Annotated in this window: 21 protein-coding genes; 10 read left to right on the forward strand and 11 right to left on the reverse strand. The window is 60.4% G+C overall.

Annotated elements, in window-relative coordinates; translation table 11 throughout:
* The first annotated feature begins 126 nt into the window (after window positions 1-126).
* The 4 genes from mdtD to yccS all read left to right on the forward strand — a co-directional run bounded on the left by mdtD (window position 127) and on the right by yccS (window position 6759).
* Window positions 127-1554: a multidrug transporter subunit MdtD gene (gene mdtD, locus F7R06_RS03025; protein ID WP_090325909.1), complete on the forward strand. Its 1428-nt coding sequence runs from the start codon at window positions 127-129 to the stop codon at window positions 1552-1554.
* A gap of 105 nt (window positions 1555-1659) precedes the next feature.
* Window positions 1660-2997 (forward strand): ATP-dependent RNA helicase DbpA, encoded by a 1338-nt coding sequence (gene dbpA, locus F7R06_RS03030; RefSeq protein WP_231977978.1) that lies wholly within the window; start codon window positions 1660-1662, stop codon window positions 2995-2997.
* Between the two features lie 147 nt (window positions 2998-3144).
* Window positions 3145-4323, forward strand: coding sequence for a BaiN/RdsA family NAD(P)/FAD-dependent oxidoreductase (locus F7R06_RS03035; protein WP_090325910.1), 1179 nt, complete (start codon window positions 3145-3147; stop codon window positions 4321-4323).
* 252 nt (window positions 4324-4575) lie between these two features.
* Entirely contained in the window at window positions 4576-6759 is a 2184-nt protein-coding gene (yccS, locus tag F7R06_RS03040) for a YccS family putative transporter (protein ID WP_090325914.1), read from the forward strand.
* A gap of 178 nt (window positions 6760-6937) precedes the next feature.
* Here yccS and F7R06_RS03045 read toward each other — a convergent pair whose 3' ends face one another.
* Window positions 6938-7675, reverse strand: coding sequence for a substrate-binding periplasmic protein (locus F7R06_RS03045; protein WP_090325916.1), 738 nt, complete (start codon window positions 7673-7675; stop codon window positions 6938-6940).
* 254 nt (window positions 7676-7929) lie between these two features.
* On the opposite strand from F7R06_RS03045, the gene F7R06_RS03050 reads away from it, so the two are divergent.
* Window positions 7930-8382 (forward strand): GNAT family N-acetyltransferase, encoded by a 453-nt coding sequence (locus F7R06_RS03050; protein ID WP_090325918.1) that lies wholly within the window; start codon window positions 7930-7932, stop codon window positions 8380-8382.
* Window positions 8383-8487: 105 nt separating this feature from the next.
* On the opposite strand, the gene F7R06_RS03055 is transcribed toward F7R06_RS03050, so the two are convergent.
* The 3 genes from F7R06_RS03055 to F7R06_RS03065 are packed head-to-tail and all read right to left on the reverse strand — an operon-like array spanning window position 8488 to window position 11462.
* Window positions 8488-8784, reverse strand: a complete 297-nt coding sequence (locus tag F7R06_RS03055) for a winged helix-turn-helix domain-containing protein (protein WP_007894945.1) — start codon at window positions 8782-8784, stop codon at window positions 8488-8490.
* A 17-nt stretch (window positions 8785-8801) separates the two neighbouring features.
* Window positions 8802-9293: a M48 metallopeptidase family protein gene (locus tag F7R06_RS03060; protein ID WP_090325921.1), complete on the reverse strand. Its 492-nt coding sequence runs from the start codon at window positions 9291-9293 to the stop codon at window positions 8802-8804.
* A gap of 45 nt (window positions 9294-9338) precedes the next feature.
* Window positions 9339-11462 (reverse strand): putative bifunctional diguanylate cyclase/phosphodiesterase, encoded by a 2124-nt coding sequence (locus tag F7R06_RS03065; protein WP_090325923.1) that lies wholly within the window; start codon window positions 11460-11462, stop codon window positions 9339-9341.
* A gap of 322 nt (window positions 11463-11784) precedes the next feature.
* Here F7R06_RS03065 and F7R06_RS03070 point away from each other — a divergent pair, with 322 nt between their 5' ends.
* Entirely contained in the window at window positions 11785-12453 is a 669-nt protein-coding gene (locus tag F7R06_RS03070; protein WP_090325925.1) for a polysaccharide lyase family 7 protein, read from the forward strand.
* A gap of 97 nt (window positions 12454-12550) precedes the next feature.
* Here the strand turns inward: F7R06_RS03070 and F7R06_RS03075 are convergent, their stop codons facing one another.
* From F7R06_RS03075 to tkt, 7 genes are all read right to left on the reverse strand, one after another.
* Window positions 12551-12967: a hypothetical protein gene (locus F7R06_RS03075; protein ID WP_090325929.1), complete on the reverse strand. Its 417-nt coding sequence runs from the start codon at window positions 12965-12967 to the stop codon at window positions 12551-12553.
* 238 nt (window positions 12968-13205) lie between these two features.
* Complete coding sequence (fba, locus tag F7R06_RS03080; protein ID WP_019694035.1) at window positions 13206-14270, reverse strand: class II fructose-bisphosphate aldolase; 1065 nt, start codon at window positions 14268-14270, stop codon at window positions 13206-13208.
* 260 nt (window positions 14271-14530) lie between these two features.
* Window positions 14531-14863, reverse strand: a complete 333-nt coding sequence (locus F7R06_RS03085) for an MliC family protein (RefSeq protein ID WP_090325932.1) — start codon at window positions 14861-14863, stop codon at window positions 14531-14533.
* A gap of 56 nt (window positions 14864-14919) precedes the next feature.
* Window positions 14920-15141: a hypothetical protein gene (locus tag F7R06_RS03090; protein ID WP_090325935.1), complete on the reverse strand. Its 222-nt coding sequence runs from the start codon at window positions 15139-15141 to the stop codon at window positions 14920-14922.
* A gap of 35 nt (window positions 15142-15176) precedes the next feature.
* Complete coding sequence (locus F7R06_RS03095) at window positions 15177-16340, reverse strand: phosphoglycerate kinase (RefSeq protein ID WP_090325938.1); 1164 nt, start codon at window positions 16338-16340, stop codon at window positions 15177-15179.
* A 17-nt stretch (window positions 16341-16357) separates the two neighbouring features.
* Entirely contained in the window at window positions 16358-17422 is a 1065-nt protein-coding gene (gene epd / locus F7R06_RS03100; RefSeq protein ID WP_090325941.1) for an erythrose-4-phosphate dehydrogenase, read from the reverse strand.
* A gap of 204 nt (window positions 17423-17626) precedes the next feature.
* The gene (gene tkt / locus F7R06_RS03105) at window positions 17627-19624 is read right to left on the reverse strand and encodes a transketolase (RefSeq protein WP_090325945.1); all 1998 of its coding nucleotides are present in this window, start codon (window positions 19622-19624) and stop codon (window positions 17627-17629) included.
* Between the two features lie 259 nt (window positions 19625-19883).
* Here tkt and F7R06_RS03110 point away from each other — a divergent pair, with 259 nt between their 5' ends.
* From F7R06_RS03110 to F7R06_RS03125, 4 genes are all read left to right on the forward strand, one after another.
* The gene (locus F7R06_RS03110) at window positions 19884-20879 is read left to right on the forward strand and encodes an ArsR/SmtB family transcription factor (RefSeq protein WP_090325948.1); all 996 of its coding nucleotides are present in this window, start codon (window positions 19884-19886) and stop codon (window positions 20877-20879) included.
* Window positions 20880-20898: 19 nt separating this feature from the next.
* Complete coding sequence (metK, locus tag F7R06_RS03115; protein ID WP_090325951.1) at window positions 20899-22089, forward strand: methionine adenosyltransferase; 1191 nt, start codon at window positions 20899-20901, stop codon at window positions 22087-22089.
* Between the two features lie 256 nt (window positions 22090-22345).
* Window positions 22346-24025, forward strand: a complete 1680-nt coding sequence (ligB, locus tag F7R06_RS03120; RefSeq protein WP_090325955.1) for an NAD-dependent DNA ligase LigB — start codon at window positions 22346-22348, stop codon at window positions 24023-24025.
* A 99-nt stretch (window positions 24026-24124) separates the two neighbouring features.
* Window positions 24125-24520 carry a DUF1090 domain-containing protein gene (locus F7R06_RS03125; RefSeq protein WP_090325959.1) on the forward strand — a complete coding sequence of 132 codons (396 nt, stop codon included), beginning with the start codon at window positions 24125-24127 and terminating at the stop codon, window positions 24518-24520.
* Window positions 24521-24646: the final 126 nt, after the last annotated feature.

Raw genomic sequence — 24646 nt, forward strand, 5'->3', positions numbered from 1 at the left:
TGGTGGTGAACGATAGCGCGGGGAACCTGATACCCCGCGGCGTCCTTGAGTTCATCGTCGAAACGCCGCCCGGAGCAGGCTCGCTCCTACAGGAATGGTGTAAAGCTCACATTAACACGAGGTCCCATGCCCAACCGCCCACCTCTCGACGCTGTCACCGCCCGCTGGGTGCCGTGGGTCGTCGCCATTGCCTTTTTCATGCAGTCCCTCGACGGGACGATCCTCAATACCGCCCTGCCGGCCATGGCCGCAGACCTGGCCGAAGACCCGCTGCGCATGCAAGGTGTGATCATCGCCTACATGCTCACGGTCGCCTTGCTGATCCCGGCTTCGGGCTGGATCGCCGATCGCTTCGGCACCCGGAAAATCTTCTTCGGCGCGATCCTGCTGTTCAGCATCGGTTCATTGCTGTGCGCGCTGTCGACCAGCCTGACCCTGCTGATCGGCGCCCGGGTCATCCAGGGCCTGGGCGGCGCCCTGATGTTGCCGGTCGGGCGGTTGGTGGTGCTGCGCGCCTACCCACGCTCGGAACTGGTGCGAATCATGGGTTTCATCACCATTCCCGGCCTGCTCGGCCCGTTGATCGGCCCGACCATGGGCGGCTGGATGGTGCAATACCTGACGTGGCACTGGATCTTCCTGATCAACCTGCCGGTGGGGGTGGTCGGTTGTTATGCCGTGTGGAAATTCATCCCGGACCTGCGCGGCAACGAGCGCACCCGTTTCGATAGCCTGGGTTTCCTGCTGTTCGGCGCGGCGATGATTCTGATCACCATCGCCATGGAAGGCCTGGGCGAACTGCACCTGCCGCACCTGCGGGTGATGTTGCTGCTGTTCGGCGGCATGGCTTGCCTGGCGGCCTACTGGCTTCGTGCCGGACACATCGAAAACCCGCTGTTCGCGCCTTCGCTGTTCAAGACCCGCACCTTTGCCGTCGGCATTCTGGGCAATCTGTTCGCCCGACTGGGCAGCGGCGCCCTGCCGTTTCTGGTGCCGTTGCTGCTGCAAGTGGCGCTGGGCTATTCACCGTCCCAGGCCGGGATGAGCATGCTGCCGCTGGCGGCTGCCGCGATGATCGCCAAGTGGGTGGCGCGCCCGCTGATCGAGCGTCTGGGCTACCGCATCGTGCTGACCGGCAACACCCTGGCCTTGGGCATCATGCTGGCGAGCATGGGCCTGGTCAGTGAACAGACGCCGTACTGGTTGCTGCTGTGCCTGCTGGCGGTCCTGGGTGCAATCAACTCCTTGCAGTTCACCGCCATGAACACCGTGACCCTGATCGACCTCGACGACGCCAGTGCCAGCAGCGGCAACAGCCTGCTGTCGGTGGTCGCGCAATTGTCCCTGAGCCTGGGCGTGGCCTGCGCCGGTGCGTTGCTTGGCGGCTTCACGGCGGAGATCGGAAATGACGGCGTGGAAACCGTGCTGGGCGCGTTCCAACTGACCTTTGTGACCGTCGGCATCATGGCGATGCTGGCCGCGACGATCTTCTCGCAGCTCTCAAGAGAAGACGGACGGCGCGTCAAACGTCCGGAAGAACACATCGAGCCTTAGGGCGAATGGCCATCGGGCTGGTACACTGCGCGACATTTTGTTTTGCAGGCCAGTCCCGTGACCACCATCGCCACCGCTTTTAATACTTTGCCGCTGTCCGCCGCCATGCTGGCTAACCTCGACTCCCTCGGTTATGCCCAGATGACGCCGATCCAGGCGCAAAGCTTGCCGGTGATCCTCAAGGGGATGGACCTGATCGCCCAGGCCAAGACCGGCAGCGGCAAGACCGCGGCCTTCGGTATCGGCCTGCTGAACCCGATCAATCCGCGCTACTTCGGTTGCCAGGCACTGATCCTGTGCCCGACGCGCGAGCTGGCCGACCAGGTCGCCAAGGAAATCCGTCGCCTGGCCCGTGCCGAAGACAACATCAAGGTCCTGACCCTGTGCGGCGGCGTGTCCCTCGGCCCGCAGATCGCTTCGCTGGAGCACGGCGCGCACATCATCGTCGGCACTCCAGGGCGCATTCAGCAGCACCTGCGCAAAGGTTCGCTGGTGCTCCACGGCCTGAACACCCTGATCCTCGACGAAGCCGACCGCATGCTCGACATGGGTTTCTACGATTCCATCGAAGAAATCATCATGCAGGCCCCGGAACGTCGCCAGACCCTGCTGTTCTCCGCCACCTACCCGGTGGGCATCAAGCAGTTGGCCTCGAAGTTCATGCGTAACCCGCAGCAAGTGAAGGCCGAGGCGTTCCACGACGACACACAGATCGAGCAGCGCTTCTACGAAATCTCCCCGGAAGAGCGCATGAGCGCGGTGACCAAGGTACTGGGCCACTTCCGTCCGGCGTCCTGCGTAGCCTTCTGCTTCACCAAGCAGCAGGTTCAGGAAACCGTCGATCACCTGACCGCCAAAGGCATTTCCGCCGTCGGCCTGCACGGCGATCTGGAACAGCGTGATCGCGACCAGGTCCTGGCGATGTTCGCCAACCGCAGTACTTCGGTACTGGTCGCCACCGACGTTGCAGCACGTGGCCTGGACATCGACTCGCTGGACATGGTGATCAACGTCGAGCTGGCCCGTGACTCGGAAATCCACATCCACCGCGTCGGCCGTACCGGTCGCGCCGGTGAGAAAGGCCTGGCGATCAGCCTGGTGGCGCCGTCCGAAGCGCAGCGCGCCCAAGCCATCGAACAGTTGCAGAAATCGCCGTTGACCTGGGACCAGGTGGACAACCTCACGTCCCAGGGTGGTGGTCCGCTGCTGCCACAGATGAGCACCCTGTGCATTGGTGCCGGCCGCAAGGACAAGGTACGCCCGGGCGACATTCTCGGCGCACTGACCGGCGATGCCGGTATTCCCGGCGCTCAGGTGGGCAAGATTGCGATTTTCGATTTCCAGGCCTATGTGGCGGTTGAGCGTGGCATCGCCAAACAAGCCCTGCAGCGCCTGAACGACGGCAAGATCAAGGGCCGTTCGCTGCGCGTGCGTATTTTGTAAAAAACGCCACCGACCCTGTGGGAGCGGGCTTGCCCGCGATGAGGTCAGTACATTCAACATTCATTTTGCCTGTCAGTCCGCCATCGCGGGCAAGCCCGCTCCCACAATGGTTTCTGGGGAACATGAATTTTGTCTGAGGACACCGTTTTGCGCTCTACCGAAGTCGTGATCATTGGCGCTGGCGCCGCAGGGTTGATGTGCGCGCTGACAGCCGCCGGGCGCGGGCGCAAGGTGCTGTTGCTCGACCACGCGAACAAGGCCGGCAAGAAAATCCTGATGTCAGGCGGCGGCCGCTGCAATTTCACCAACATGTACACAGAACCCGGCAATTTCCTTTCGCAGAACGCGCATTTCTGCAAATCCGCCCTGGCCCGCTACACCCAGTGGGATTTCATCGGCATGGTCGCCAAGCACGGCGTGCCGTACCACGAGAAAAAGCTCGGCCAGTTGTTCTGCGATAACAAATCCAGCGACATCCTCGAAATGCTGCTCAACGAGTGTGATCAGGTCGGCGTCAGCCTGCACCTGGACACCTCGATCCAGACCATCGAGAAGCTCGAAAAGGGCTACCTGCTGGACACCACGTTGGGCCAGGTCACCTGTGAATCCCTGGTGATCGCCACCGGCGGCCTGTCGATTCCGACCCTGGGCGCCACCGGTTTCGGCTATCAGGTGGCCAGGCAGTTCGGCCACGAATTGCTGCCAACCCGCGCCGGGCTGGTGCCGTTCACCATTACCGATCAGCTCAAGGAACTGTGCACCGAGCTGTCCGGCACTTCGGTCGATTGCCTGGTGAGCTGCAATGACCAGAGCTTCCGCGAGAACATCCTGTTCACTCACCGCGGCCTGAGTGGCCCGGCGATTCTGCAGATTTCTTCGTTCTGGGAGCCCGGCGACACGGTCGAGATCAACCTGATGCCCGACCATGACGTGCCGTCCTGGCTGCAACAGCAACAAGCCGAACGCCCCAACAGCGAGCTGAAAACCCTGCTCGGTGAAATCTTCACCAAGAAGATGGCCAACCTCCTGGCGGACAACTGGTTCGTCTCCAAACCGATGAAGCAGTACACCCACGCTGAAATGGCTGCCATCGCCGAAAAACTGGCGTGCTGGAAAATCGTGCCGGCCGGCACCGAAGGCTACCGCACCGCCGAAGTGACCCTGGGTGGCGTCGATACCAACGAGGTCTCGTCCAAGACCATGGAATCGCTGAAAAGCCCTGGCCTGTACTTCATCGGCGAAGTGCTCGACGTAACCGGGCACCTGGGCGGTTTCAACTTCCAGTGGGCCTGGGCCTCCGGCTACGCTGCTGCGCAGTACGTCTGACCAATGTAAATACAATTCCTGTGGGAGCTGGCTTGCCAGCGATGAGGCCGGTACATCCAACGTCTTTGTTGACTGCCAGGTCGCTATCGCTGGCAAGCCAGCTTCCACAGGGTTCTATATCAATCTCAAAGATTGCGGTCGACACAGGATCTCAAAGGAACAGATTTTGCTGTCAGATGTGATCGGCGCCATTGCGTCGGCGTCATTACTGGCTCAATTTAGCGTCATCGCCTCGGAAGGCCCTCGCACTTCATGTCATCGACCTCGTTTCGTCAGTCTTTGCGGCGCCTTTGGGCGCTGGATAAATTCAGTTACAGCGTGCGGGTGTTCATCGCCCTGACCGGCACCATGGCGCTGTGTTGGTATCAGGATGAAATGGGGCTGCTGATCCCGCTGTTCCTGGGGATTATCGCCAGCGCCCTGGCCGAGACCGACGATAGCTGGCAAGGTCGACTCAACGCACTGGCGGTGACGCTGGTGTGTTTCCTGGTCGCCGCGCTGTCGGTTGAACTGCTGTTCCCCTACCCCATCATTTTCATCATTGCCTTCGCCCTGGCTGCGTTCTGCCTGACGATGCTCGGTGCCCTGGGCGAACGCTATGGCGCGATTGCCTCGGCGACGCTGATTCTGTCGGTCTACACCATGATCGGCGTCGACCAGCGCGGCGGCGCGGTCACCGATTTCTGGCACGAACCCGTGCTACTGGTGGCCGGTGCGGCCTGGTACGGTTTTCTGTCGGTGTTGTGGCAGGCGCTGTTTTCCAATCAGCCGGTGCAACAAAGCCTGGCGCGGTTGTTCCGTGAATTGGGTTTTTACCTGAAGTTGAAGTCGTCGCTGTTCGAGCCGATCCGCCAGTTGGACGTGGAAGCACGGCGCCTGGAACTGGCCCAGCAGAACGGTCGCGTGGTCGCCGCGCTGAACGCCGCCAAGGAAATCATCCTGCATCGGGTCGGCAACGGTCGGCCGGGCTCGAAAGTCAGCCGTTACTTGAAGCTGTACTTTCTCGCCCAGGACATCCACGAACGCGCCAGCTCCTCGCACTACCCGTATAACGCACTGGCCGAGGCGTTTTTCCACAGTGACGTGCTGTTCCGCTGCCAACGCCTGCTGCGTCAGCAGGGCAAGGCCTGCCGGGCGCTGGCCGAATCGATCCAGATGCGCCAGCCGTTCATCTATGACGCAAGCTTCGCCGAAGCCCTGAGCGACCTGCACGCCTCCCTCGAACACCTGCGCATCCAGAGCAACCCGGCCTGGCGCGGTTTGCTGCGCTCGTTGCGGGCACTGGCGGCCAACCTCGCCACCCTTGACCGTTTGCTCAGCGACGCCAGCAACCCCGACGCCCTGGCCGACGCCACCGACAGCAGCCTGCTCGACCGCTCGCCACGCAACCTCAAGGATGTCTGGGTACGCCTGCGCACGCAGCTGACGCCGACGTCCCTGCTGTTCCGCCACGCCCTGCGTTTGCCCTTGGCCCTGAGCGTCGGCTACGCGATGGTGCATTTGATCCACCCGTCCCAGGGCTACTGGATCATCCTGACCACGCTCTTTGTCTGTCAGCCGAACTACGGCGCGACCCGGCGCAAGCTCGGTCAACGGATCATCGGCACCGCCATCGGCCTGACCCTGGCCTGGGCACTGTTCGACTTGTTCCCCAATCCGTTGATCCAGTCGTGCTTCGCGATTGCCGCCGGGGTGGTGTTCTTTACCAACCGCACCACCCGCTACACCGCGGCGACGGCGGCGATTACCTTGATGGTGCTGTTCTGTTTCAACCAGGTGGGCGACGGCTACGGATTGTTTCTGCCACGGCTGCTCGACACCCTGCTCGGCGGGCTGATCGCCGGGCTCGCGGTGCTGCTGTTCCTGCCGGACTGGCAGGGTCGACGCCTGAACAAGGTGCTGGCCAATACCCTGACCTGCAACAGCATTTATCTGCGCCAGATCATGCAGCAATACGCCGCTGGCAAGAGCGACGACCTGGCGTATCGCCTGGCCCGGCGCAACGCGCACAACGCTGACGCGGCGCTGTCGACCACGCTGGCGAACATGCTGATGGAGCCGGGGCATTTCCGTAAGGAGGCCGATGTTGGCTTCCGCTTCCTGGTGCTCTCGCACACATTGCTCAGTTACCTGTCTGGACTGGGCGCACACCGGGAAACCCAACTGCCGCCGGATGTTCGCGAGCAGTTGATCGAAGGCGCCGGCGTGAAGCTGGCCGCCAGCATCGACGAAATCGCCCAAGGGCTTGCCAGCAAAGCGGCGATTGCCATTCAGAGTGATGAGGAAGAAGCGCTGGCCAATACGCTTGAGCAGATGCCCGATGAAATCGATGAAGGCCAACGGCTGGTTCAGACACAACTGGCGTTGATCTGCCGGCAACTGGGGCCGCTAAGGACGCTGGCGGCGCATTTGATCAAGGATACGAGCGAGGATTGAGGGCTGCGGCGTCCTGACGGACGTCATCGCTGGCAAGCCAGCTCCCACAGGGAAATGGGGTAGACACAAATCCTATGTAACCCATAGGGAAATGGGTTGGACACAAACCCTTTGTAACCCACCGGATACTGTGGGAGCTGGCTTGCCAGCGATGAGGCCATCAGCCCCGCCACAAAGCCTACATCCCATGCTGCTTCATCAACCGCTCATAACTGCCATCCGCCTTCATCGCCGCGATCTCGCGGTCGAAACTCGCGACGATCTGCTCATGCTGCGGGTTCTTCAGGCTGACCAGGATATGCAGGCTGTTCTCGCTCAGGGGCTTGGGCAGAAACTCCACGGCGTTGCGCACTTTGGCTGATTCACGGGCCAGGTAATACCGGGCGACGTACTCGTCTTCCAGGGTCAGCTTGACCCTGTCGGCGGCGACCATCCGCACGGCCATGGCAAAGTTGTGTACCGGGATTTTCTGCAGGGATTCGTCTTCATCGAACGCCGCCGAATAGGCATAGCCACGCACGACCGCGATCGGATAGGTGTGCAGTTGCTGCAAATTGTTGAATTCGATTGGCGCGTCCTTGCGCTTGAGAAAGCGCACGCGATTGAGCAGGTACTCAGATGAAAACTGGCCGAGCTTTGTGCGCTCGTCGGTGTACCAGGCGTTGACCAGCACGTCGTAGCGTCCTTCGCCCACGCCCAACAGTGCGCGTGCCCAAGGCACCTGCTCGAAATCGCTGGCATAGCCGGCGCGCGCCAGGGCGGTGCTGACAATATCGGTGGCCAACCCACCATTGATCAGCGTGGCGTCGGTAAACGGAGGCCAGGCATCCGCCACCAGTCGCAGCTTCTCCGCCGCGGCACTTTGAGTCAGCAACAGCAATCCAATCAAAGCAAAGGCTCGATGCAATCGCGGCATGCTAGAAAATCCTTAGCGGGCGGGCTGCCCGACGTGTTTTCAGCCAAACTCCAAGCCCCGTACCGGCACGCCCAGGCACTAACGTTAGCTCATTGAAGCCACTGCACATCGCTTGATCCCAGATTACACAAAGAAGACAGCGGCGCGAGAAATGAATGATGGCATTTTGGTCTTTTTCACAGATTTCTCCGCCTTCAAGACATCCAGCGTCGAGGCGCTTAGTATCTCAGGGACGTTTTCAGGGAATCAGGAACATGACAATCGATTGGGTCTGCAAACACCATAGCGATCTGGGCAAGGAACAGCTGTACGCCATTCTGCAATTGCGCGCAGAGGTATTTGTCGTCGAACAGAAATGCGTCTATCAGGATATCGATGGCCAGGACCTGGAAGGTGACACCTGCCATTTGATGGCGTGGGACGGCGATCGCCTGGTGGCCTATCTGCGCCTGCTGGACCCCGAGCTACAGGGCGGCGACGTGGTGATCGGGCGAGTGGTCATTGCTCCCGCTGCACGGGGCACCGGGCTAGGTCACGAGCTGATGGCCCAGGCGCTGAAGCAGGCCGAAAAGTACTGGCCCGAGATCCCGATCTACCTCTCTGCCCAGGCGCATTTGCAGGGGTACTACGGGCGGTACGGGTTTGTGGTGGCGGGTGAGGAGTATGTCGAGGATGGCATTCCACATATAGGCATGCGTCGCCAGTAAGGGCTCCATCGCTGGCAAGCCAGCTCCCACAGTTTTTGCGAACGATACAAACCTTGTGGGAGCGTGGCTTGCCCGCGATGGCCTCATCATCGGCGCCACAAAATCTCAGGGATACTCCAGCACCGCCTTGATCTGCCGCAAATTGCGCTCGATCCATCCCCGATCGATCGCTCCCCACTCGCGAATCCGATAGCGCCCGGCGTGGTTGCGTGCGCCCTCTTCCTGCTCGAACTCGCAAACGATATCCAGGTCCGCCAACGCGGCGATGGTGTCCTGGGCCGTGCGTCGTGGCATCCCGGTGACCTCGGTCAATGCCGGGACGCTGCTGGCCAGCCCGCTGTCGATCAGATACGCCACATACAGTCGACGGTAGAAGCTGCTTTTGGTCTTGCTGACATCCATCTGACGATCCTTTTCTTTTATTGCATATCCCGCCAGGTCAGGTACACCCGCACATCGAACTCCACCTGGTGATAGCCCGGCAGCATGTGTTCGCACAGTTTGTAGAACGCCTTGTTGTGATCGGATTCCTTGAAGTGCGCCAACTCATGCACCACGATCATTTTCAGAAACTCGGAAGGCGCTTCCTTGAACAGCGAGGCGATGCGAATTTCCTTCTTGGCCTTGAGCTTGCCGCCTTGCACCCGGGAAATCGTGGTGTGCAGGCCGAGCGCACGGTGGGTCAGGTCCAGACGGTTGTCGAACAACACCTTGTCGATGGCCGGGGCGTTGCGCAGGTATTCCTGCTTGAGGTCGAGCGCGTAGGTGTACAGCGCCTTATCGCTCTGCACGCCGTGTTTTTCCGGATAACGCTGACTCAGGTAGTCGCCCAGCCGATCGTCAGCGATCAACTGGCGTACCTGGTCCTGCAACGTGGCGGGATAAGCCTGGAGGTATTTCAACGCGGTCATCGGTGCGGCAACACAAGTGACGAAAAGGTCGCCAGTGTAGCGAATTCAGCCAGTCAGCGCGCTCCAGTCAAACGGCTGCGCAAAGTGGCCGATGTCCTCGGCCATCATCGGACGCGATACCAGAAAGCCCTGCACATACTCGCAGCCATGGGCTTGCAGCCAGTCGTACTGCGCCATGGTTTCCACCCCTTCGGCAATCACCAGCATCCCGTACTGCTTGCACAGCTCGATGACATTGCGCACCAGCGCTGCATCCCGTGAAGAATCCGGTAGCCGGGCGATTAAATGGCGGTCAAGTTTGAGCGTATCCAGTTCCAGATCGCGCAAATGAGCCAGCGAGCATGGGCCGGAACCGAAGTCATCCAGCGCGACCCGGACCCCAAGATTACGCAGCAAACGCAGCTGTTTACGGGTTTCTTCCGGATGATGCATCAAGGCCGCTTCCGTCACCTCGACTTCCAGATGACGCGCCTGCAAGCCATGTCGCTCCAGCACCTGGCGCAACTCGGTGACCAGATTGGGCATGGCAAATTGCGTGCTGCTCAAACTGACGCCCAGCACCAGATCCTCGGCAAACAGCGCTTCCCAGGCTTTGCGCTGCCCGGCACCGCGATGGTAAATCCAGCTGCCCAGCCGACTGATCAACCGCGCCTCTTCCAGCAATGGCAAAAACAGCCCTGGAGGCACATCGCCAACGCTGGGGTGCTGCCAGCGCAGCAACGCCTCGAAGCCACGAATCTGCCCGTCGGCGATGGACACCTGGGGTTGATACACCAGATTGAAATCGCGATTCTCGATGGCCGTGCGCACACTTTCTTCGAGCATCAGCCGCGAGCGTGCCCGTCCATTCATTTCATGATCGTAAAAGCGATATTGCTGTCGCCCGGCGCGCTTGGCCTCGTACATGGCGATGTCGGAAGCCCGCAGCAAACCGTCCAGATTGGCACCGCAATCCGGGAATGTGGCGATGCCGATGCTCGCACCCAAGGCAATATCAAGACCGTCGATCTGCTGACAAATCGAAACCCGCTCGATCAGTTTTTCCGCGATCTTGGCCGCTTGCTCCGGGAATTCCAGGTCCAGAAACGCGGTGAATTCGTCGCCGCCCATGCGCGCCAGGATATCGAACGGCCGCAGGCAGGCCTTCAGTTGCTCGGAAACCCAACGCAGCACCCGGTCGCCGGCATCGTGACCGAGGGAATCGTTGACTCGCTTGAAGCCATCGAGGTCCAGGTACAACAGCACCCAGGCACTGTCGGAGCGTTCGCCGCGCAGCAGCAGGTTCTCCACGGTCTGGTAAAAACCGCGCCGATTGAGCAGCCCGGTGAGCGGGTCGGTGACCGCCTGGGATTCCAGTTGCTGATGCAGGTGACGCACCACCGACATGTCCTGGATCGTCACCACCATTGCCCGCTGTTCGGCGGGCAACGGCGCGCAGGACAGGGCCACCGGCACCTGCTGACCGGGCGCGGTACGCAGCAGCGCATCATGCAGGCGCAAGGTTTCGCCGCGCCTGTACCCGGCCAACAGATCCGAATCGGCCCAGACCGGGACATGCGGTTTTTGCAGGAAATCCAGAAACTCCCGGCCTTGCAGTTCTTGCACCGGGGCCGTGAGCAGCCGCGAGATCGCCGGGTTGGCAAAGCCGATCCGGCCGTCTTCGCCAACCACCAGAATGCCCTCGGCGGCGTTATCCAACACCGAGGCATTGAAGGCGCGAGCGACTTCCAGGTCATGGCTCAGGCGCTGCAATGCCCGGCGATTACGCTGGTGCTCCAGCAATGCCTGAACCTTGGGCTTGAGAATTTGCGGGTCGAACGGCTTGAACAGGTAATCCACCGCGCCACTGGCATAACCCTTGATCACGGCATCCTGGGACTGTTCATTGGCCGTCAGGAAAATTATCGGTGTGAGGCAGGTTCGCTGACTGCCGCGCATCAGGCGCGCGACTTCAAAACCATCCATGCCCGGCATCTGCACATCCAGCAGCACCAGGTCGACATCGTGTTCCAGCAACAGGCTGAGGGCTTCGAAACCCGAAGCCGCGGTGATGACTTGCCAGTCCTGGCGCTGCAACAACGCGCGCATGCTGATCAGGTTTTCAGGGTAATCGTCGACGATTAATAAGGTTGAGCTGCCTTCGACTGGCTTCGGGTGGGCGCATTCCATGCTGCTTCTCTATATTCGGGACGTCAGGCCGGGCTCTTGTGAAAACCGGACAAATACTAAGCCTTCACTCTAGACCCGGATCCGGAAAATCAGAAGGTGTCAGAGCGCCATCATTTAACTGAAGGGTTCATTTGCCGACTAACGGTCGGCGCTACAGCCCGCTAAAACTGGCATAGATGGCATTTCGACAGGATGTTGGCGCCAGCAAACCGCCAGACGGGCATTAACAAAAAAGTCCTCTACGCTTATAAAGGCCGCCCAAAGGCGCGTGCTAGAGCGATTGGTACGCGCGTGCAGTAAAAATTCGTGGAAGTTTCTGACTATGATCGACCTCGCAACCTGGAACCTCAGCGTTCCCGTCGGCAGTCCGCCGTACACCGTTGAAACCTCCAAACTGGTGAACGGCTTCAAGGATCAATACTTCCATTCCGACACCGGCACGCTGTTCTTCTGGACCCCGGTGACCGGCTCGCGCACTGAAAACGCCATTTACCCACGCACCGAACTGCGGGAAACCTACAGCAATGGCACGCTGAAAAACTGGTACTACCCGGACGCCGACAACTCCCTGCGCGCCACCCTGGCGGTGAACCAGGTACCCAGTTCGGGCAAGATCGTGATTGGCCAGATCCATGCCTATAAAAGCCAGAAGCCCTTGGTGAAGGTCGAGTACCAATACAAGACCTCGACCTTGACCGGCAACATCGTCGCCAAAGTGCGCATGCACCCCGATGACGATGAGGGCCGGGTGATCACCATCGCCACCGGTGTGAAACTCAATCAGCAGTTCTCCTACCTTATCCACCTCAGCCCTGGCGGCGCGCTTGGCATCAGCGCGGCGGGTTACCAGTGGGATACCAATATCAGCGCGACGTGGCGCGATAAACCGTTGTACTTCAAGGCCGGGGTGTATGTGCAGGACAACACCGGATATACCAGCGAGGGCGGGATGGTGACGTTCAGCAAGCTGGACATTGATCACGATAAATAACGGTCTTGTCCTTCAAGTCCCGAAACACCTGACGAGGCTGCAACAGAGTGACCCGGCGCGACCGAAAACCCGCCGGATCACTTGCTCGTCCTGAAGTCTAGCGAACGCACATCAGCATGAAACTCTTCGACGTCCCCACATCCTTTTCTGAACTGCCTGATATTTGGGTGATCACTTTCAACTTACGCGTCGTCGGCGTTCCAGCCAGTTTGGCTTGAGCGAATAACAAATCGTCGTATGACTCAACATCGGTTACTGATACAGAGCAGAACTCTGACGCTCGCTCAAATACGCCAGCCTTGAGGGATATTTCATATTCAGAAAAATATCCCGGCCGGGGGTAATGTTTCACACCACTGATCCATTCGGGTGACTGCCTTATCACTGCACCCTTGCTATCAATTGAGGCCGTAAAGAAGCGGTCTGCAGCATGGGCACCGGCCGAGCCAGCCCCCATGAACAACATCGATAAAACATAAAGACCTGGTTGCTTGATATTTTTTCCAGAAAACATGCTCAAGTTCCTCTTCCATGAATAAACAAAATCGATGGCAATCCAGCCATCGACAAACTCATTTAGCGCATGCCCTATACCCTGTCAAAGGCCACCAAAACAAACGGAAAAATACCTGCTCATTGAGCAACTCTTCCTACAACTAATAAAATGAATAGATTCAAGCTTCGACTTTTAACACGCCCATAAAAAAACCCGCCTTCCGACGGGTTTTTCATGCAAATAAAACGCTGGAGGCTTAGTTGACCTTGGCGTTCAACTCACCTTTCAGGTAACGCTGGAACATCGCTTCCAGGGAGATCGGCTTGATCTTCGAAGCGTTGCCCGCGGTGCCGAAGGCTTCGTAGCGAGCGATGCACACGTCGCGCATGGCGGTTACGGTGGCGCCGAAGAATTTACGCGGATCGAATTCGCTCGGGTTGGTGGCCATCAGGCGACGCATTGCGCCAGTGGATGCCAGACGCAGGTCGGTGTCGATGTTGACCTTGCGCACGCCGTGCTTGATGCCTTCAACGATTTCTTCAACCGGTACGCCGTAGGTTTCTTTGATGTCGCCGCCGTACTGGTTGATGATCGCCAGCCACTCTTGCGGAACCGAAGACGAACCGTGCATCACCAGGTGAGTGTTCGGGATGCGCTTGTGGATTTCCTTGATGCGATCGATCGCCAGCACGTCGCCGGTAGGTGGCTTGGTGAACTTGTAGGCGCCGTGGCTGGTGCCGATGGCGATGGCCAGGGCATCGACCTGAGTACGCTTGACGAAGTCAGCGGCTTCTTCCGGGTCGGTCAGCATCTGGCTGTGATCCAGAACGCCTTCGGCACCGATACCGTCTTCTTCACCGGCCATGCCGGTTTCCAGCGAACCCAGGCAGCCCAGCTCGCCTTCTACCGAAACGCCGCAGGCGTGAGCCATGGCCACGGTTTGCTGGGTGACACGGACGTTGTAGTCGTAGTCGGTCGGGGTCTTGCCGTCTTCGCCCAGGGAGCCGTCCATCATCACCGAGCTGAAGCCCAGCTGGATGGAACGCTGGCAGACGTCAGGGCTGGTGCCGTGGTCCTGGTGCATGCACACCGGGATGTGCGGGAATTCTTCGATTGCCGCCAGGATCAGGTGACGCAGGAACGGCGCGCCGGCGTATTTGCGAGCACCGGCCGAAGCCTGGACGATCACCGGGGAGTCAGTCTTGTCAGCGGCTTCCATGATGGCGCGCATCTGCTCAAGGTTGTTGACGTTGAAGGCTGGAACGCCGTAGCCGAACTCGGCTGCGTGGTCCAGCATCTGGCGCATGCTGATAAGTGCCATTGTGTGTGTCTCTCCCGGTTTGGGTCGTTAATCGTGCCAGCCTGCCGTAGCGGCGGCGGCTATTCAAGTTATTGCAGATCGGGGGTTGGCCCGGGCTGCGAATTCGGTGTTACCAAAACCTCAAACACTACAAAGATCCCTGTGGGAGCGAGCCCGCTCGCGATGGACTTCTGGACAACGCGTTTAACCAGATAGCCAGCGTTATCGTTAACGACCATCGCGAGCAGGCTCGCTCCCACATTGGGTCCGTGGTGTGTCAATCATTGCGCTTTACAACCACGCCCGATCAAATCATTGGTGGCGACCCAGTAAACCAGGCCTTCCTCACCTTTTATGTGAAAAGCCAGCATGTTGTCGCTGTACAACGAACCGGACGCGCCCGGTTCCTGCTTCAAGCGGTAGACCTGATCGGCACCGCCCAGGCGCACGTCAACTGCCTTGCGGCTGTCATCGGTGTAGCGCCAAAGCACTTTGGCCTGGCTGTCGCAGGTCCAGGTGGTCCAGTTATCCACAGGAGCGGACGACTGGAACAGGTTCAACTGAGAACAACCGGCCAGCAACGACAACGCCGCGACGGCGATAAAACCTTTCATCCGTGCTCCTCGACTGACAGCACACGCCGCCAGCCCTGAGTAATCAGTCAGACCCGTCAAGGGCAACCATGTTCCTTGGCGGGAGTCTGTGTCTCGTATTTGTCCAGGCCATCAGGCCCGGAACGCTTGTTGATCACCGGATTGGTTTCCGCCTGCCACTCGGCCTGGTAGCAGCCGTTCTGGGGCGCAACCGGTGCAGGCTCCGGCGTGGCTTTCGGGTTACTCCCGCAAGCCGCCAGTGAGCCCGCGACGACCAACAGCGCTAGCGTCTTGACCATGTGAACACTCCCTTGCCAGGTCAAACGGGCGACCCTCAGGCCTTGGCCCGGCTTTCCAGGACTTCAACGGCAGGCAGCACTTTGCCTTCGACGAATTCGAGGAACGCGCCGCCACCGGTAGAAATGTAGGAGATTTGCCCGGCAACGCCATACTTATCGATAGCGGCCAGGGTGTCGCCACCGCCGGCAATGGAGAACGCCGCGCTGTCCGCGATGGCCTGGGCCAGCACTTTGGTGCCGTTACCGAACTGATCGAATTCGAACACGCCGACCGGGCCGTTCCACAGGATGGTCTTCGTCGATTTCAGCAGCTCGGCGAAATTCGCGGCGGTCTGTGGGCCGATGTCCAGGATCATGTCGTCGGCCGCCACGTCGGCGATCAGCTTGACGGTCGCTTCGGCGCTTTCAGCGAATTCCTTGGCCACTACCACGTCCACCGGCAGCGGCACGCTGACCTTGGCGGCGATGGCGCGAGCGGTGTCGAGCAGGTCCGGCTCGTACAGGGATTTGCCGACCGGGTGACCGGCAGCCGCGAGGAAGGTGTTGGCGATGCCGCCGCCGACGATCAACTGGTCGCAGATCTGGCTCAGGCTGTTCAGCACGTCGAGCTTGGTCGACACCTTGGAGCCCGCGACGATGGCGGCCATTGGCTTGGCCGGGGCGCCGAGCGCTTTGCCCAGTGCTTCCAGCTCGGCAGCCAGCAGGGGACCTGCCGCAGCAACTTTGGCGAACTTGGCCACGCCGTGGGTCGAACCCTCGGCACGGTGAGCGGTGCCGAAGGCGTCCATCACAAACACGTCGCACAGGGCGGCGTATTGCTGGGCCAGTTCGTCAGCGTTCTTTTTCTCGCCCTTGTTGAAGCGCACGTTTTCGAACAGCACGATGTCGCCGGCCTTGACGTCGACGCCGCCCAGGTAATCAGCCACCAGCGGCACTTCACGGCCCAGGGCCTTGCTCAGGTAGTCGGCGACTGGCTTGAGGCTGTTCTCGGCCGAGAACTCGCCCTCGGTCGGACGGCCAAGGTGCGAGCAAACCATCACGGCCGCGCCTTTTTCCAGGGCCAGCTTGATGGTCGGCAGCGAAGCCAGGATTCGCGCGTCGCTGGTGACAACTCCGTCCTTGACTGGGACGTTGAGGTCTTCGCGGATCAATACGCGCTTACCTTGCAGATCGAGGTCGGACATCTTCAACACGGTCATGGGTCGCATTTCCTGAGTTACTGTTTTGTAGAGACAGAAAGTGAAGTAGCTGTTTGCAGATAATGTTCTGCTACATCCAGCATTCGGTTGGCAAAACCCCATTCGTTGTCGAACCAGGCCAGGATGTTGACCAGCCGGGGGCCGGAAACACGGGTCTGACTGGCATCGACGATGGCCGAATGTGGGTCATGATTGAAATCACAGCTTGCATGGGGGAGCTCGGTGTAGGCCAACAGGCCTTTGAGCGGGCCGCTGGTGGCAGCCTCACGCAGGATCCGGTTGACCTCGACGGCGTCGGTATCGCTGACGGTCTGCATCGTAATGTCGAGGCAAGACACGTTAACCGTTGGCACCCGTACGGCTTTGGCCTGAATTCGCCCGGCAAGTTCCGGCAACAGGCGTTCGATGCCGCGCGCCAGACCAGTGGAAACCGGAATCACCGACTGAAACGCCGAACGGGTGCGACGCAGGTCTTCGTGGTGATACGCATCGATCACCGGCTGATCGTTCATCGCCGAGTGAATGGTGGTGATCGACACATATTCCAGACCAATCGCCTGATCCAGCAGGCGCAACAACGGCACGCCGCAGTTGGTGGTGCAGGACGCGTTGGACACCAGCAGTTCATCACCGGTCAGGCAATCCTGATTCACGCCGTAGACGATGGTGGCGTCGACATCCGACTCGCTGGCCATCGGCTGGGAAAACAGCACCCGGGGCGCGCCGGCGTCGAGAAAACGCTGGCCGTCTGCACGGGTGTGGTAGGCGCCGGAGCACTCCAGCACCAGATCGACGCCCAGGGACGCCCAATCGATGTTTTCGGGGGTGGCACTGCGCAGGACCTTCACGCAGTTGCCATTGATATGCAGACAATCGCCGTCGACCTTCACCTCGCCGGGAAAGCGCCCGTGGGTGGAGTCGAAGCGTGTCAGGTATTCGATGCTGGCCATGTCGGCCAGATCGTTGATCGCGACAATTTCAAACCCGGCCTTCTCGCCTCGCTCGAACAACGCACGCAAGACGCAACGACCAATCCGGCCGTAGCCGTTGAGTGCAACTTTGTAGGGACGCGGTTGAGGCATGGGGTTCTCGATAGACGCAGTCAGACGAAATTCTTGTGTGCAACACACCCCACTGTAGGAGCGAGCCGGCTCCGGGCGGCGTTCCGACGATGGTGACCCAGACAACGCGGGCATACAGACACCCAGCGTTATCGTTAACGACCATCGCGAGCAGGCTCGCTCCTACAGGGGAATCGCGGCGGTCGTGAAACCGCCGCGTTGTGCTTAGTCTTCCAGCAGTTCTTCAGCCTGACCCAGGATGTTTTCCAGGGTGAAGCCGAACTCTTCGAACAAGGCAGGCGCAGGCGCCGACTCGCCGTAGGTGGTCATGCCGATCACGCGACCTTCCAGGCCGACGTATTTGTACCAGTAGTCCGCGTGAGCGGCCTCGATGGCGATACGGGCGCTGACTTGCAACGGCAGAACCGACTGCTTGTAACCGGCGTCCTGGGCATCGAACACGCTGGTGCACGGCATGGAAACCACACGTACCTTGCGGCCCTGCTCGGTCAGTTTGTCGAAGGCCTGTACGGCCAGGCCGACTTCCGAACCGGTGGCGATCAGGATCAGCTCAGGCTCGCCCGCGCAATCTTTCAACACGTAGCCACCGCGGCTGATGTCGGCGATCTGCAGGGCAGAACGGGTTTGGTGTTGCAGGTTCTGACGCGAGAAAATCAGGGCCGAAGGACCGTCTTTACGCTCCAGCGCATACTTCCAGCTCACCGCCGATTCAACGGCATCGGCTGGACGCCAGGTGTCGAGGTTCGGCGTGCAGCGCAGGCTGGCCAGTTGCTCGATTGGCTGGTGAGTCGGACCGTCTTCGCCCAGACCGATGGAGTCGTGGGTGTAGACATGGATCACGCGCTGCTTCATCAGGGCCGACATGCGCACGGCATTGCGGGCGTATTCCATGAACATCAGGAAGGTCGCGCCGTAAGGCACCAGGCCGCCGTGCAGGGCAACGCCGTTCATGATGGCGGTCATGCCGAACTCGCGCACACCGTAGTACATGTAGTTGCCGCTGGCGTCATCAGCGGTGACGCCCTTGCAGCCTTTCCACAGGGTCAGGTTGGAACCGGCCAGGTCAGCCGAACCGCCGAGGAACTCAGGCAGCAGCGGACCGAAGGCATTCAGCGCGTTCTGGCTGGCCTTGCGGCTGGCGATGGTTTCGCCTTTGGCGGCCACTTCGGCGATGTAGGCATCGGCTTTTTCGCTGAAGTCAGCCGGCAGCTCGCCGCTCAGGCGACGGATCAGCTCGTTGGCTTCAGTCGGGAAAGCGGCGGAGTAGGCAGCAAAACGCTGGTCCCACTCGGCTTCAACGGCGCGGCCGGCTTCCTTGGCGTCCCACTCGGCGTAGATGTCGGCCGGGATTTCGAACGGGCCATGGTTCCACTTCAGTGCCGCGCGGGTCAGGGCGATTTCCGCGTCACCCAGCGGGGCGCCGTGGCAGTCTTCCTTGCCTTGCTTGTTCGGCGAACCGAAGCCGATGGTGGTCTTGCAGCAGATCAGGGTCGGCAGCGGGCTCTTGCGTGCAGTCTCGATCGCGGTCTTGATTTCTTCCGGGTCGTGACCGTCGACATTGCGGATCACTTGCCAGTTGTAGGCTTCGAAACGCTTCGGCGTGTCGTCGGTGAACCAGCCTTCGACTTCGCCGTCGATGGAAATGCCGTTGTCATCGTAGAAGGCAATCAGTTTGCCCAGGCCCAAGGTACCGGCCAGGGAAGCGACTTCGTGGGAAATGCCTTCCATCATGCAGCCATCACCCAGGAAAACGTAGGTGTGGTGGTCAACGATGTTGTGCCCTGGACGGTTGAACTGCGCCGCCATGACTTTTTCAGCCAGGGCAAAACCCACGGCGTTGGCCAGGCCCTGACCCAGTGGACCGGTGGTGGTCTCGACGCCAGGGGTGTAACCGAATTCCGGGTGACCCGGGGTGCGGCTGTGCAGTTGGCGGAACTGCTTCAGGTCGTCGATCGACAGGTCGTAGCCGGTCAGGTGCAGCAGCGAGTAGATCAACATCGAGCCGTGACCGTTGGACAGCACGAAGCGGTCACGGTCGGCGAACGATGGATTGCTCGGGTTGTGCTTGAGGTAGTCGCGCCAAAGCACTTCGGCGATATCCGCCATACCCATGGGGGCACCGGGATGGCCGCTGTTGGCTTTTTGCACGGCATCCATGCTGAGGGCACGAATGGCGTTGGCACGCTCACGACGGCTAGGCATCGCTGATCTCCTGGGGTTTGAATAAACGAAACGGAAAAAAGGCGAGCATTTTCCCTCACCCGGCCGCCTCGGGGCAATGACAGATAGTCATCTGGAGACGTTTTTCCCATGGTTTACGGCGGTTTCGACTGATGAAACCTTTCCGCTGTTCGCTTGTAGAGTTAACCACCTCGTGAGAAGTGCCATTTATCGTGCAATATCAAAACTTTTTGATATTGCCCTTGCGGTGCTTTCGGCGCGTGTCTAGACTGCCGGCCTTATGAATCTACGCGCGCCTTCCATTCGACATGACGATTGCGATGACCTGGCGGCCCTGTGCAAGGCCGGCGGCGATCCTCTGCGGTTGAATGTATTGCGCGCACTGGCCAACGACTCGTTTGGCGTACTGGAGCTGGCGCAGATCTTCGGCATCGGCCAGTCCGGCATGAGTCATCACCTCAAGGTACTGGCCCAGGCCGACCTGGTGGCGACCCGCCGTGAAGGCAATGCGATTTTCTACCGTCGCGCCCTGCCCCACACCGAACTGCTGGGCGGTAAGCTGCACGCCGCCTTGCTCGAAGAAGTGGACAACCTGCCCCTGCCTGTCGATGTGCAGTCACGAATTGCTCAGGTCCATGGACAACGGGCAGCCGCCAGCCAGGACTTTTTCTCACGGGTCGCGGAGAAATTTCGCGCCCAGCAAGACTTGATTGCCGGCCTGCCGCAGTACCGCGAAAGCGTGGTGGCCTTGCTCGATAAATTGAGCTTCAGCGCTGACGCCACGGCGATTGAAGTCGGCCCCGGTGATGGCGCTTTTCTGCCGGAGCTGGCACGCCGCTTCGCTCAGGTCACGGCGCTGGACAACAGCTCGGCGATGCTTGAACTGGCCCGCCAGGTTTGCGAACGCGACGCGCTGGCTAACGTTACCCTGCAACTGGCCGATGCATTGAATGGCGTCAGCCTGACGGCAGATTGCGTTGTACTGAACATGGTGCTGCACCATTTCGCCGCGCCGGCCGAAGCGCTCAAGCACATGGCCGACTTGCTGCAACCAGGCGGTAGCCTGTTAGTGACAGAGTTATGTAGCCACAACCAGAGTTGGGCCAGGGAAGCCTGCGGTGATCTTTGGTTGGGGTTTGAACAGGACGATCTGGCCCGTTGGGCCACCGCTGCGGGACTCGTTCCCGGGGAAAGCCTCTATGTAGGCTTACGTAATGGTTTCCAGATTCAGGTCCGCCATTTTCAGCGGTCGACTGGCGACACTCACCATCGGTAAATATCAGGAAAACATCGAGATGAGCGAATACTCCCTTTTCACCTCCGAGTCCGTGTCTGAAGGGCATCCGGACAAAATCGCCGACCAGATTTCTGATGCGGTGCTGGACGCCATCATTGCTGAAGACAAGTTCGCCCGTGTGGCGTGCGAGACTCTGGTGAAAACGGGCGTGGCGATCATCGCCGGCGAAGTCACCACCTCGGCCTGGGTTGACCTGGAGCAGATCGTTCGTGACGTGATCACCGACATCGGCTACACCAGCTCCAACGTCGGTTTCGACGGCGCGACCTGCGGCGTGATGAACATCATCGGCAAGCAGTCCCCTGACATCAACCAGGGCGTCGACCGTGCCAAGCCTGAAGATCAGGGCGCCGGCGACCAGGGCCTGATGTTCGGCTACGCCAGCAACGAAACCGACGTGCTGATGCCTGCACCGATCACTTTCTCGCACCAGCTGGTTCAGCGTCAGGCTGATGCCCGTAAATCCGGCCTGCTGCCCTGGCTGCGTCCGGACGCCAAGTCGCAAGTGACCTGCCGCTACGAAAACGGCAAGGTTGTCGGCATCGACGCCGTCGTTCTGTCGACCCAGCACAACCCGGAAGTGTCGTACAACGACCTGCGCGAAGGCGTGATGGAGCTGATCGTCAAGCACGTGCTGCCGGCCGAATTGCTGTCCAAGGACACCCAGTTCCACATCAACCCGACTGGCCAGTTCATCATCGGCGGCCCGGTCGGCGACTGCGGCCTGACCGGTCGCAAGATCATCGTTGACAGCTACGGCGGCATGGCCCGTCACGGCGGTGGCGCGTTCTCCGGCAAGGATCCATCGAAGGTTGACCGTTCGGCGGCCTACGCCGGCCGTTATGTCGCCAAGAACATCGTCGCTGCTGGTCTGGCCGAACGCTGCGAGATTCAGGTTTCCTACGCCATCGGCGTCGCCCAGCCGACGTCGATCTCGTTGAACACCTTCGGCACCGGCAAGATCAGCGACGACAAAATCGTCAAACTGGTCCGCGAAATCTTCGACCTGCGCCCATACGCCATCACCAAGATGCTTGACCTGCTGCACCCGATGTACCGCGAAACCGCTGCGTACGGCCACTTCGGTCGTACCCCGGCAACCAAGACTGTGGGCGACGACACCTTCACCACATTCACTTGGGAAAAAACCGACCGCGCCGAAGCCCTGCGCTCCGCTGCCGGCCTGTAAGCCCTCCCCCGCGGTACCCAAAAGCCCTGCACGGTTCACCGTGCGGGGCTTTTTTATGCTTTCTCACCGCATCACCGCCTTCGCGAGCAAGGATTGGGCGGGCGCATATTCTGCGTACACCATCGGCCCCTGCGGAGCGAGCTTGCCCGCGAAGAGGCCGGCACTGCCAGCAGAAATACCCGGCAAAACTCCCGCTCCTCGCACCCACCATTACTGACCTAGCTTTCAAACACCCCCATGAGCAAGGACGCTCGCGATGTTCCGCAACCTGTGCCTGTCTTTCACTTGCCTGTTCATTTTCTCCTGCCTGAACGCCCAGGCAGACCAATGCCCCGACTGGCCGCCCGAACGCGTCCTCAAAGAAGTCACCGCCCTGCAAAAACAAATCGACACCTGGGACGACCACTATCACCGCCAGGGTCGCTCACTGATCGCCGATGAACTGTATGACCAGTCCCACACACGCCTCACCGATTGGCGCCAATGCTTCAACCTTGACCCCTCCACAGATCCGCTGCGCACCGCGCGAGGCACGGCTTCCCACCCTGTCGTCCACACTGGCCTGGAAAAACTGCGCGATGCCCGCGCCGTCGAGCATTGGCTGCGGGATCGCTCCGATGTGTGGGTTCAACCCAAAGTCGACGGCGTGGCGGTCACCCTGGTGTATCGCAGTGGCCTGCTTGTGCAAGCCATCAGTCGCGGCGACGGTGTAAGTGGCCAGGACTGGACGGCCGCGGCGCGCCAGATACCGGCCATTCCCGGGCAACTGTCGCAACCACTGGACTTGGTCGTGCAAGGCGAACTCTACTGGCGCCTGACCGACCACGTACAAGTCCGGGCCGGCAGCCTCAATGCCCGTACCACGGTGGCCGGCCTGATGGCACGCAAGGTGCTGGATGCCGGACAGACGGCGGGTATCGGTCTGTTTGTCTGGGACTGGCCACAGGGGCCTGCGAGTTTGCTCGCCCGTCATGCAGCCCTGAATACGCTGGGCTTCCCCGATAGCTCTGCCTACAGCCAGCCGATCAGTGGTTTCGCCGACGCCGAGCGCTGGCGTGATCACTGGTATCGCTCGCCCCTTCCCTTCGCCACTGATGGCATCGTTCTGCGCCAGGAGCAACGCCCGCCCGCCGAACGCTGGCAGGCCAAACCGCCGTATTGGATCGCCGCCTGGAAATACCCTTTCGCCCAGGCGCTGGCCGAAGTGCGTAAGGTTCACTTCAAGGTTGGCCGGACCGGGCGCATCACCCCGCTACTGGAGCTGACACCGGTGACACTCGATGACCGGCAAATCAAACGCGTCAGCGTGGGCTCCCTGCAGCGCTGGCAAACCCTGGATATCCGTCCGGGCGACCAGGTCGCGATCAGCCTGGCGGGCCTGACCATTCCAAGGCTGGATGACGTCGTATTGCGTAGCACCCTGCGCCCAGACCTGAGGGTGCCGGCGGCAGAAGACTTTCATCCGCTCAGTTGCTGGCAACCGACGCCGGGCTGCGAAAGTCAGTTTCTTGCGCGCCTGTCCTGGCTCAGTGGCAAGCAGGGCCTGGCCTTGCCCCATGTCGGCCCTGGCACCTGGGAAAGATTGCTTGCGGCAGGTCATCTGAACAACCTGCTGGATTGGTTGACCCTCGATGCTCAAGAGCTTGCTAACATTGACGGTTTCGGCGAGCGCAGTGCCGCTCGTCTCGTGGACAGTTTCAACAGTGCCCGGCAACGCCCTTTTATACGCTGGTTGAAAGCACTGGGTTTGCCGCCGACAGGCCAGGCGAACCTTGCCGATTCCTGGCAGGAACTGGCCCGGCGAGACACCGGACAATGGCAGGCCGAGGCCGGGATCGGCCCGGGACGCGCGGCGCAATTGAGCGCATTTTTCCGCGACCCGCAGGTCCTGGCCTTGAGTGAAACTTTACGCAGGGTGGGGATCGACGGTTTTTAACGGCCGCAGCTGCCCGCCCGTGCGGGAACCCTGTGGTACCGATGAGCTCAAACAAGCCATCGCTGCGCTGACCCGATCGCCTTTTCACCTGGAGCTTTTATGAAATTTCTTTCACCGCTCGCCCTGTTGACCCTCTGCAGCGTGTTGGCCGCCCCACTGATGGCCGCTGAAGAGGCACCAGAGCTGACGGGCTGCGCCGCCAAGAAGCAAGGCATCATCAATCAGATCGAACTGGCCAAATCCCACGGCAATGCAGACCAGCAGGCCGGCCTGGAAAAAGCCTTGAGCGAAGTCACCGAACATTGCACCGACGCCGCCTTGAAAAAGGAACGGGAAAACAGGGTCCTCGACGCCAAACATGAAGTCAGCGTTCGTCAGGCCGACCTCGACAAGGCCATGAAAAAAGGCGATCCCGACAAGATCAACAAGCGCAAGGACAAACTCGCCGAGTCGCGCAAGGAATTGCAGGACGCGCTGGATGAACTGGATAAGTAATCCACGAACGCTGTGGCGAGGGAGCTTGCTCCCGCTCGGCGGCGCAGCCGTCGCACATTCGGCCGACCAGGTCTTTCTGATACAAATCGGTTGAATGGCTTTGGGGCTGCTGCGCAACCTGACGGG

Source organism: Pseudomonas moorei, from assembly GCF_008801475.1.
GTDB lineage: Bacteria > Pseudomonadota > Gammaproteobacteria > Pseudomonadales > Pseudomonadaceae > Aquipseudomonas > Aquipseudomonas moorei.

Excerpts from the sequence above, each read along its gene's own strand:
- yccS (WP_090325914.1), top strand. The coding sequence starts at position 4,576 with ATGTCATCGACCTCGTTTCGTCAGTCTTTGCGGCGCCTTTGGGCGCTG.
- F7R06_RS03085 (WP_090325932.1), bottom strand. The coding sequence starts at position 14,863 with ATGAAAGGTTTTATCGCCGTCGCGGCGTTGTCGTTGCTGGCCGGTTGT.
- F7R06_RS03065 (WP_090325923.1), bottom strand. The coding sequence starts at position 11,462 with ATGGAATGCGCCCACCCGAAGCCAGTCGAAGGCAGCTCAACCTTATTA.
- F7R06_RS03045 (WP_090325916.1), bottom strand. The coding sequence starts at position 7,675 with ATGCCGCGATTGCATCGAGCCTTTGCTTTGATTGGATTGCTGTTGCTG.
- fba (WP_019694035.1), bottom strand. The coding sequence starts at position 14,270 with ATGGCACTTATCAGCATGCGCCAGATGCTGGACCACGCAGCCGAGTTC.
- mdtD (WP_090325909.1), top strand. The coding sequence starts at position 127 with ATGCCCAACCGCCCACCTCTCGACGCTGTCACCGCCCGCTGGGTGCCG.
- ligB (WP_090325955.1), top strand. The coding sequence starts at position 22,346 with ATGTTCCGCAACCTGTGCCTGTCTTTCACTTGCCTGTTCATTTTCTCC.
- tkt (WP_090325945.1), bottom strand. The coding sequence starts at position 19,624 with ATGCCTAGCCGTCGTGAGCGTGCCAACGCCATTCGTGCCCTCAGCATG.
- F7R06_RS03075 (WP_090325929.1), bottom strand. The coding sequence starts at position 12,967 with ATGTTTTCTGGAAAAAATATCAAGCAACCAGGTCTTTATGTTTTATCG.
- F7R06_RS03125 (WP_090325959.1), top strand. The coding sequence starts at position 24,125 with ATGAAATTTCTTTCACCGCTCGCCCTGTTGACCCTCTGCAGCGTGTTG.
- F7R06_RS03090 (WP_090325935.1), bottom strand. The coding sequence starts at position 15,141 with ATGGTCAAGACGCTAGCGCTGTTGGTCGTCGCGGGCTCACTGGCGGCT.
- F7R06_RS03050 (WP_090325918.1), top strand. The coding sequence starts at position 7,930 with ATGACAATCGATTGGGTCTGCAAACACCATAGCGATCTGGGCAAGGAA.
- F7R06_RS03060 (WP_090325921.1), bottom strand. The coding sequence starts at position 9,293 with ATGACCGCGTTGAAATACCTCCAGGCTTATCCCGCCACGTTGCAGGAC.
- F7R06_RS03070 (WP_090325925.1), top strand. The coding sequence starts at position 11,785 with ATGATCGACCTCGCAACCTGGAACCTCAGCGTTCCCGTCGGCAGTCCG.
- metK (WP_090325951.1), top strand. The coding sequence starts at position 20,899 with ATGAGCGAATACTCCCTTTTCACCTCCGAGTCCGTGTCTGAAGGGCAT.
- epd (WP_090325941.1), bottom strand. The coding sequence starts at position 17,422 with ATGCCTCAACCGCGTCCCTACAAAGTTGCACTCAACGGCTACGGCCGG.
- F7R06_RS03095 (WP_090325938.1), bottom strand. The coding sequence starts at position 16,340 with ATGACCGTGTTGAAGATGTCCGACCTCGATCTGCAAGGTAAGCGCGTA.
- F7R06_RS03055 (WP_007894945.1), bottom strand. The coding sequence starts at position 8,784 with ATGGATGTCAGCAAGACCAAAAGCAGCTTCTACCGTCGACTGTATGTG.
- dbpA (WP_231977978.1), top strand. The coding sequence starts at position 1,660 with ATGCTGGCTAACCTCGACTCCCTCGGTTATGCCCAGATGACGCCGATC.
- F7R06_RS03110 (WP_090325948.1), top strand. The coding sequence starts at position 19,884 with ATGAATCTACGCGCGCCTTCCATTCGACATGACGATTGCGATGACCTG.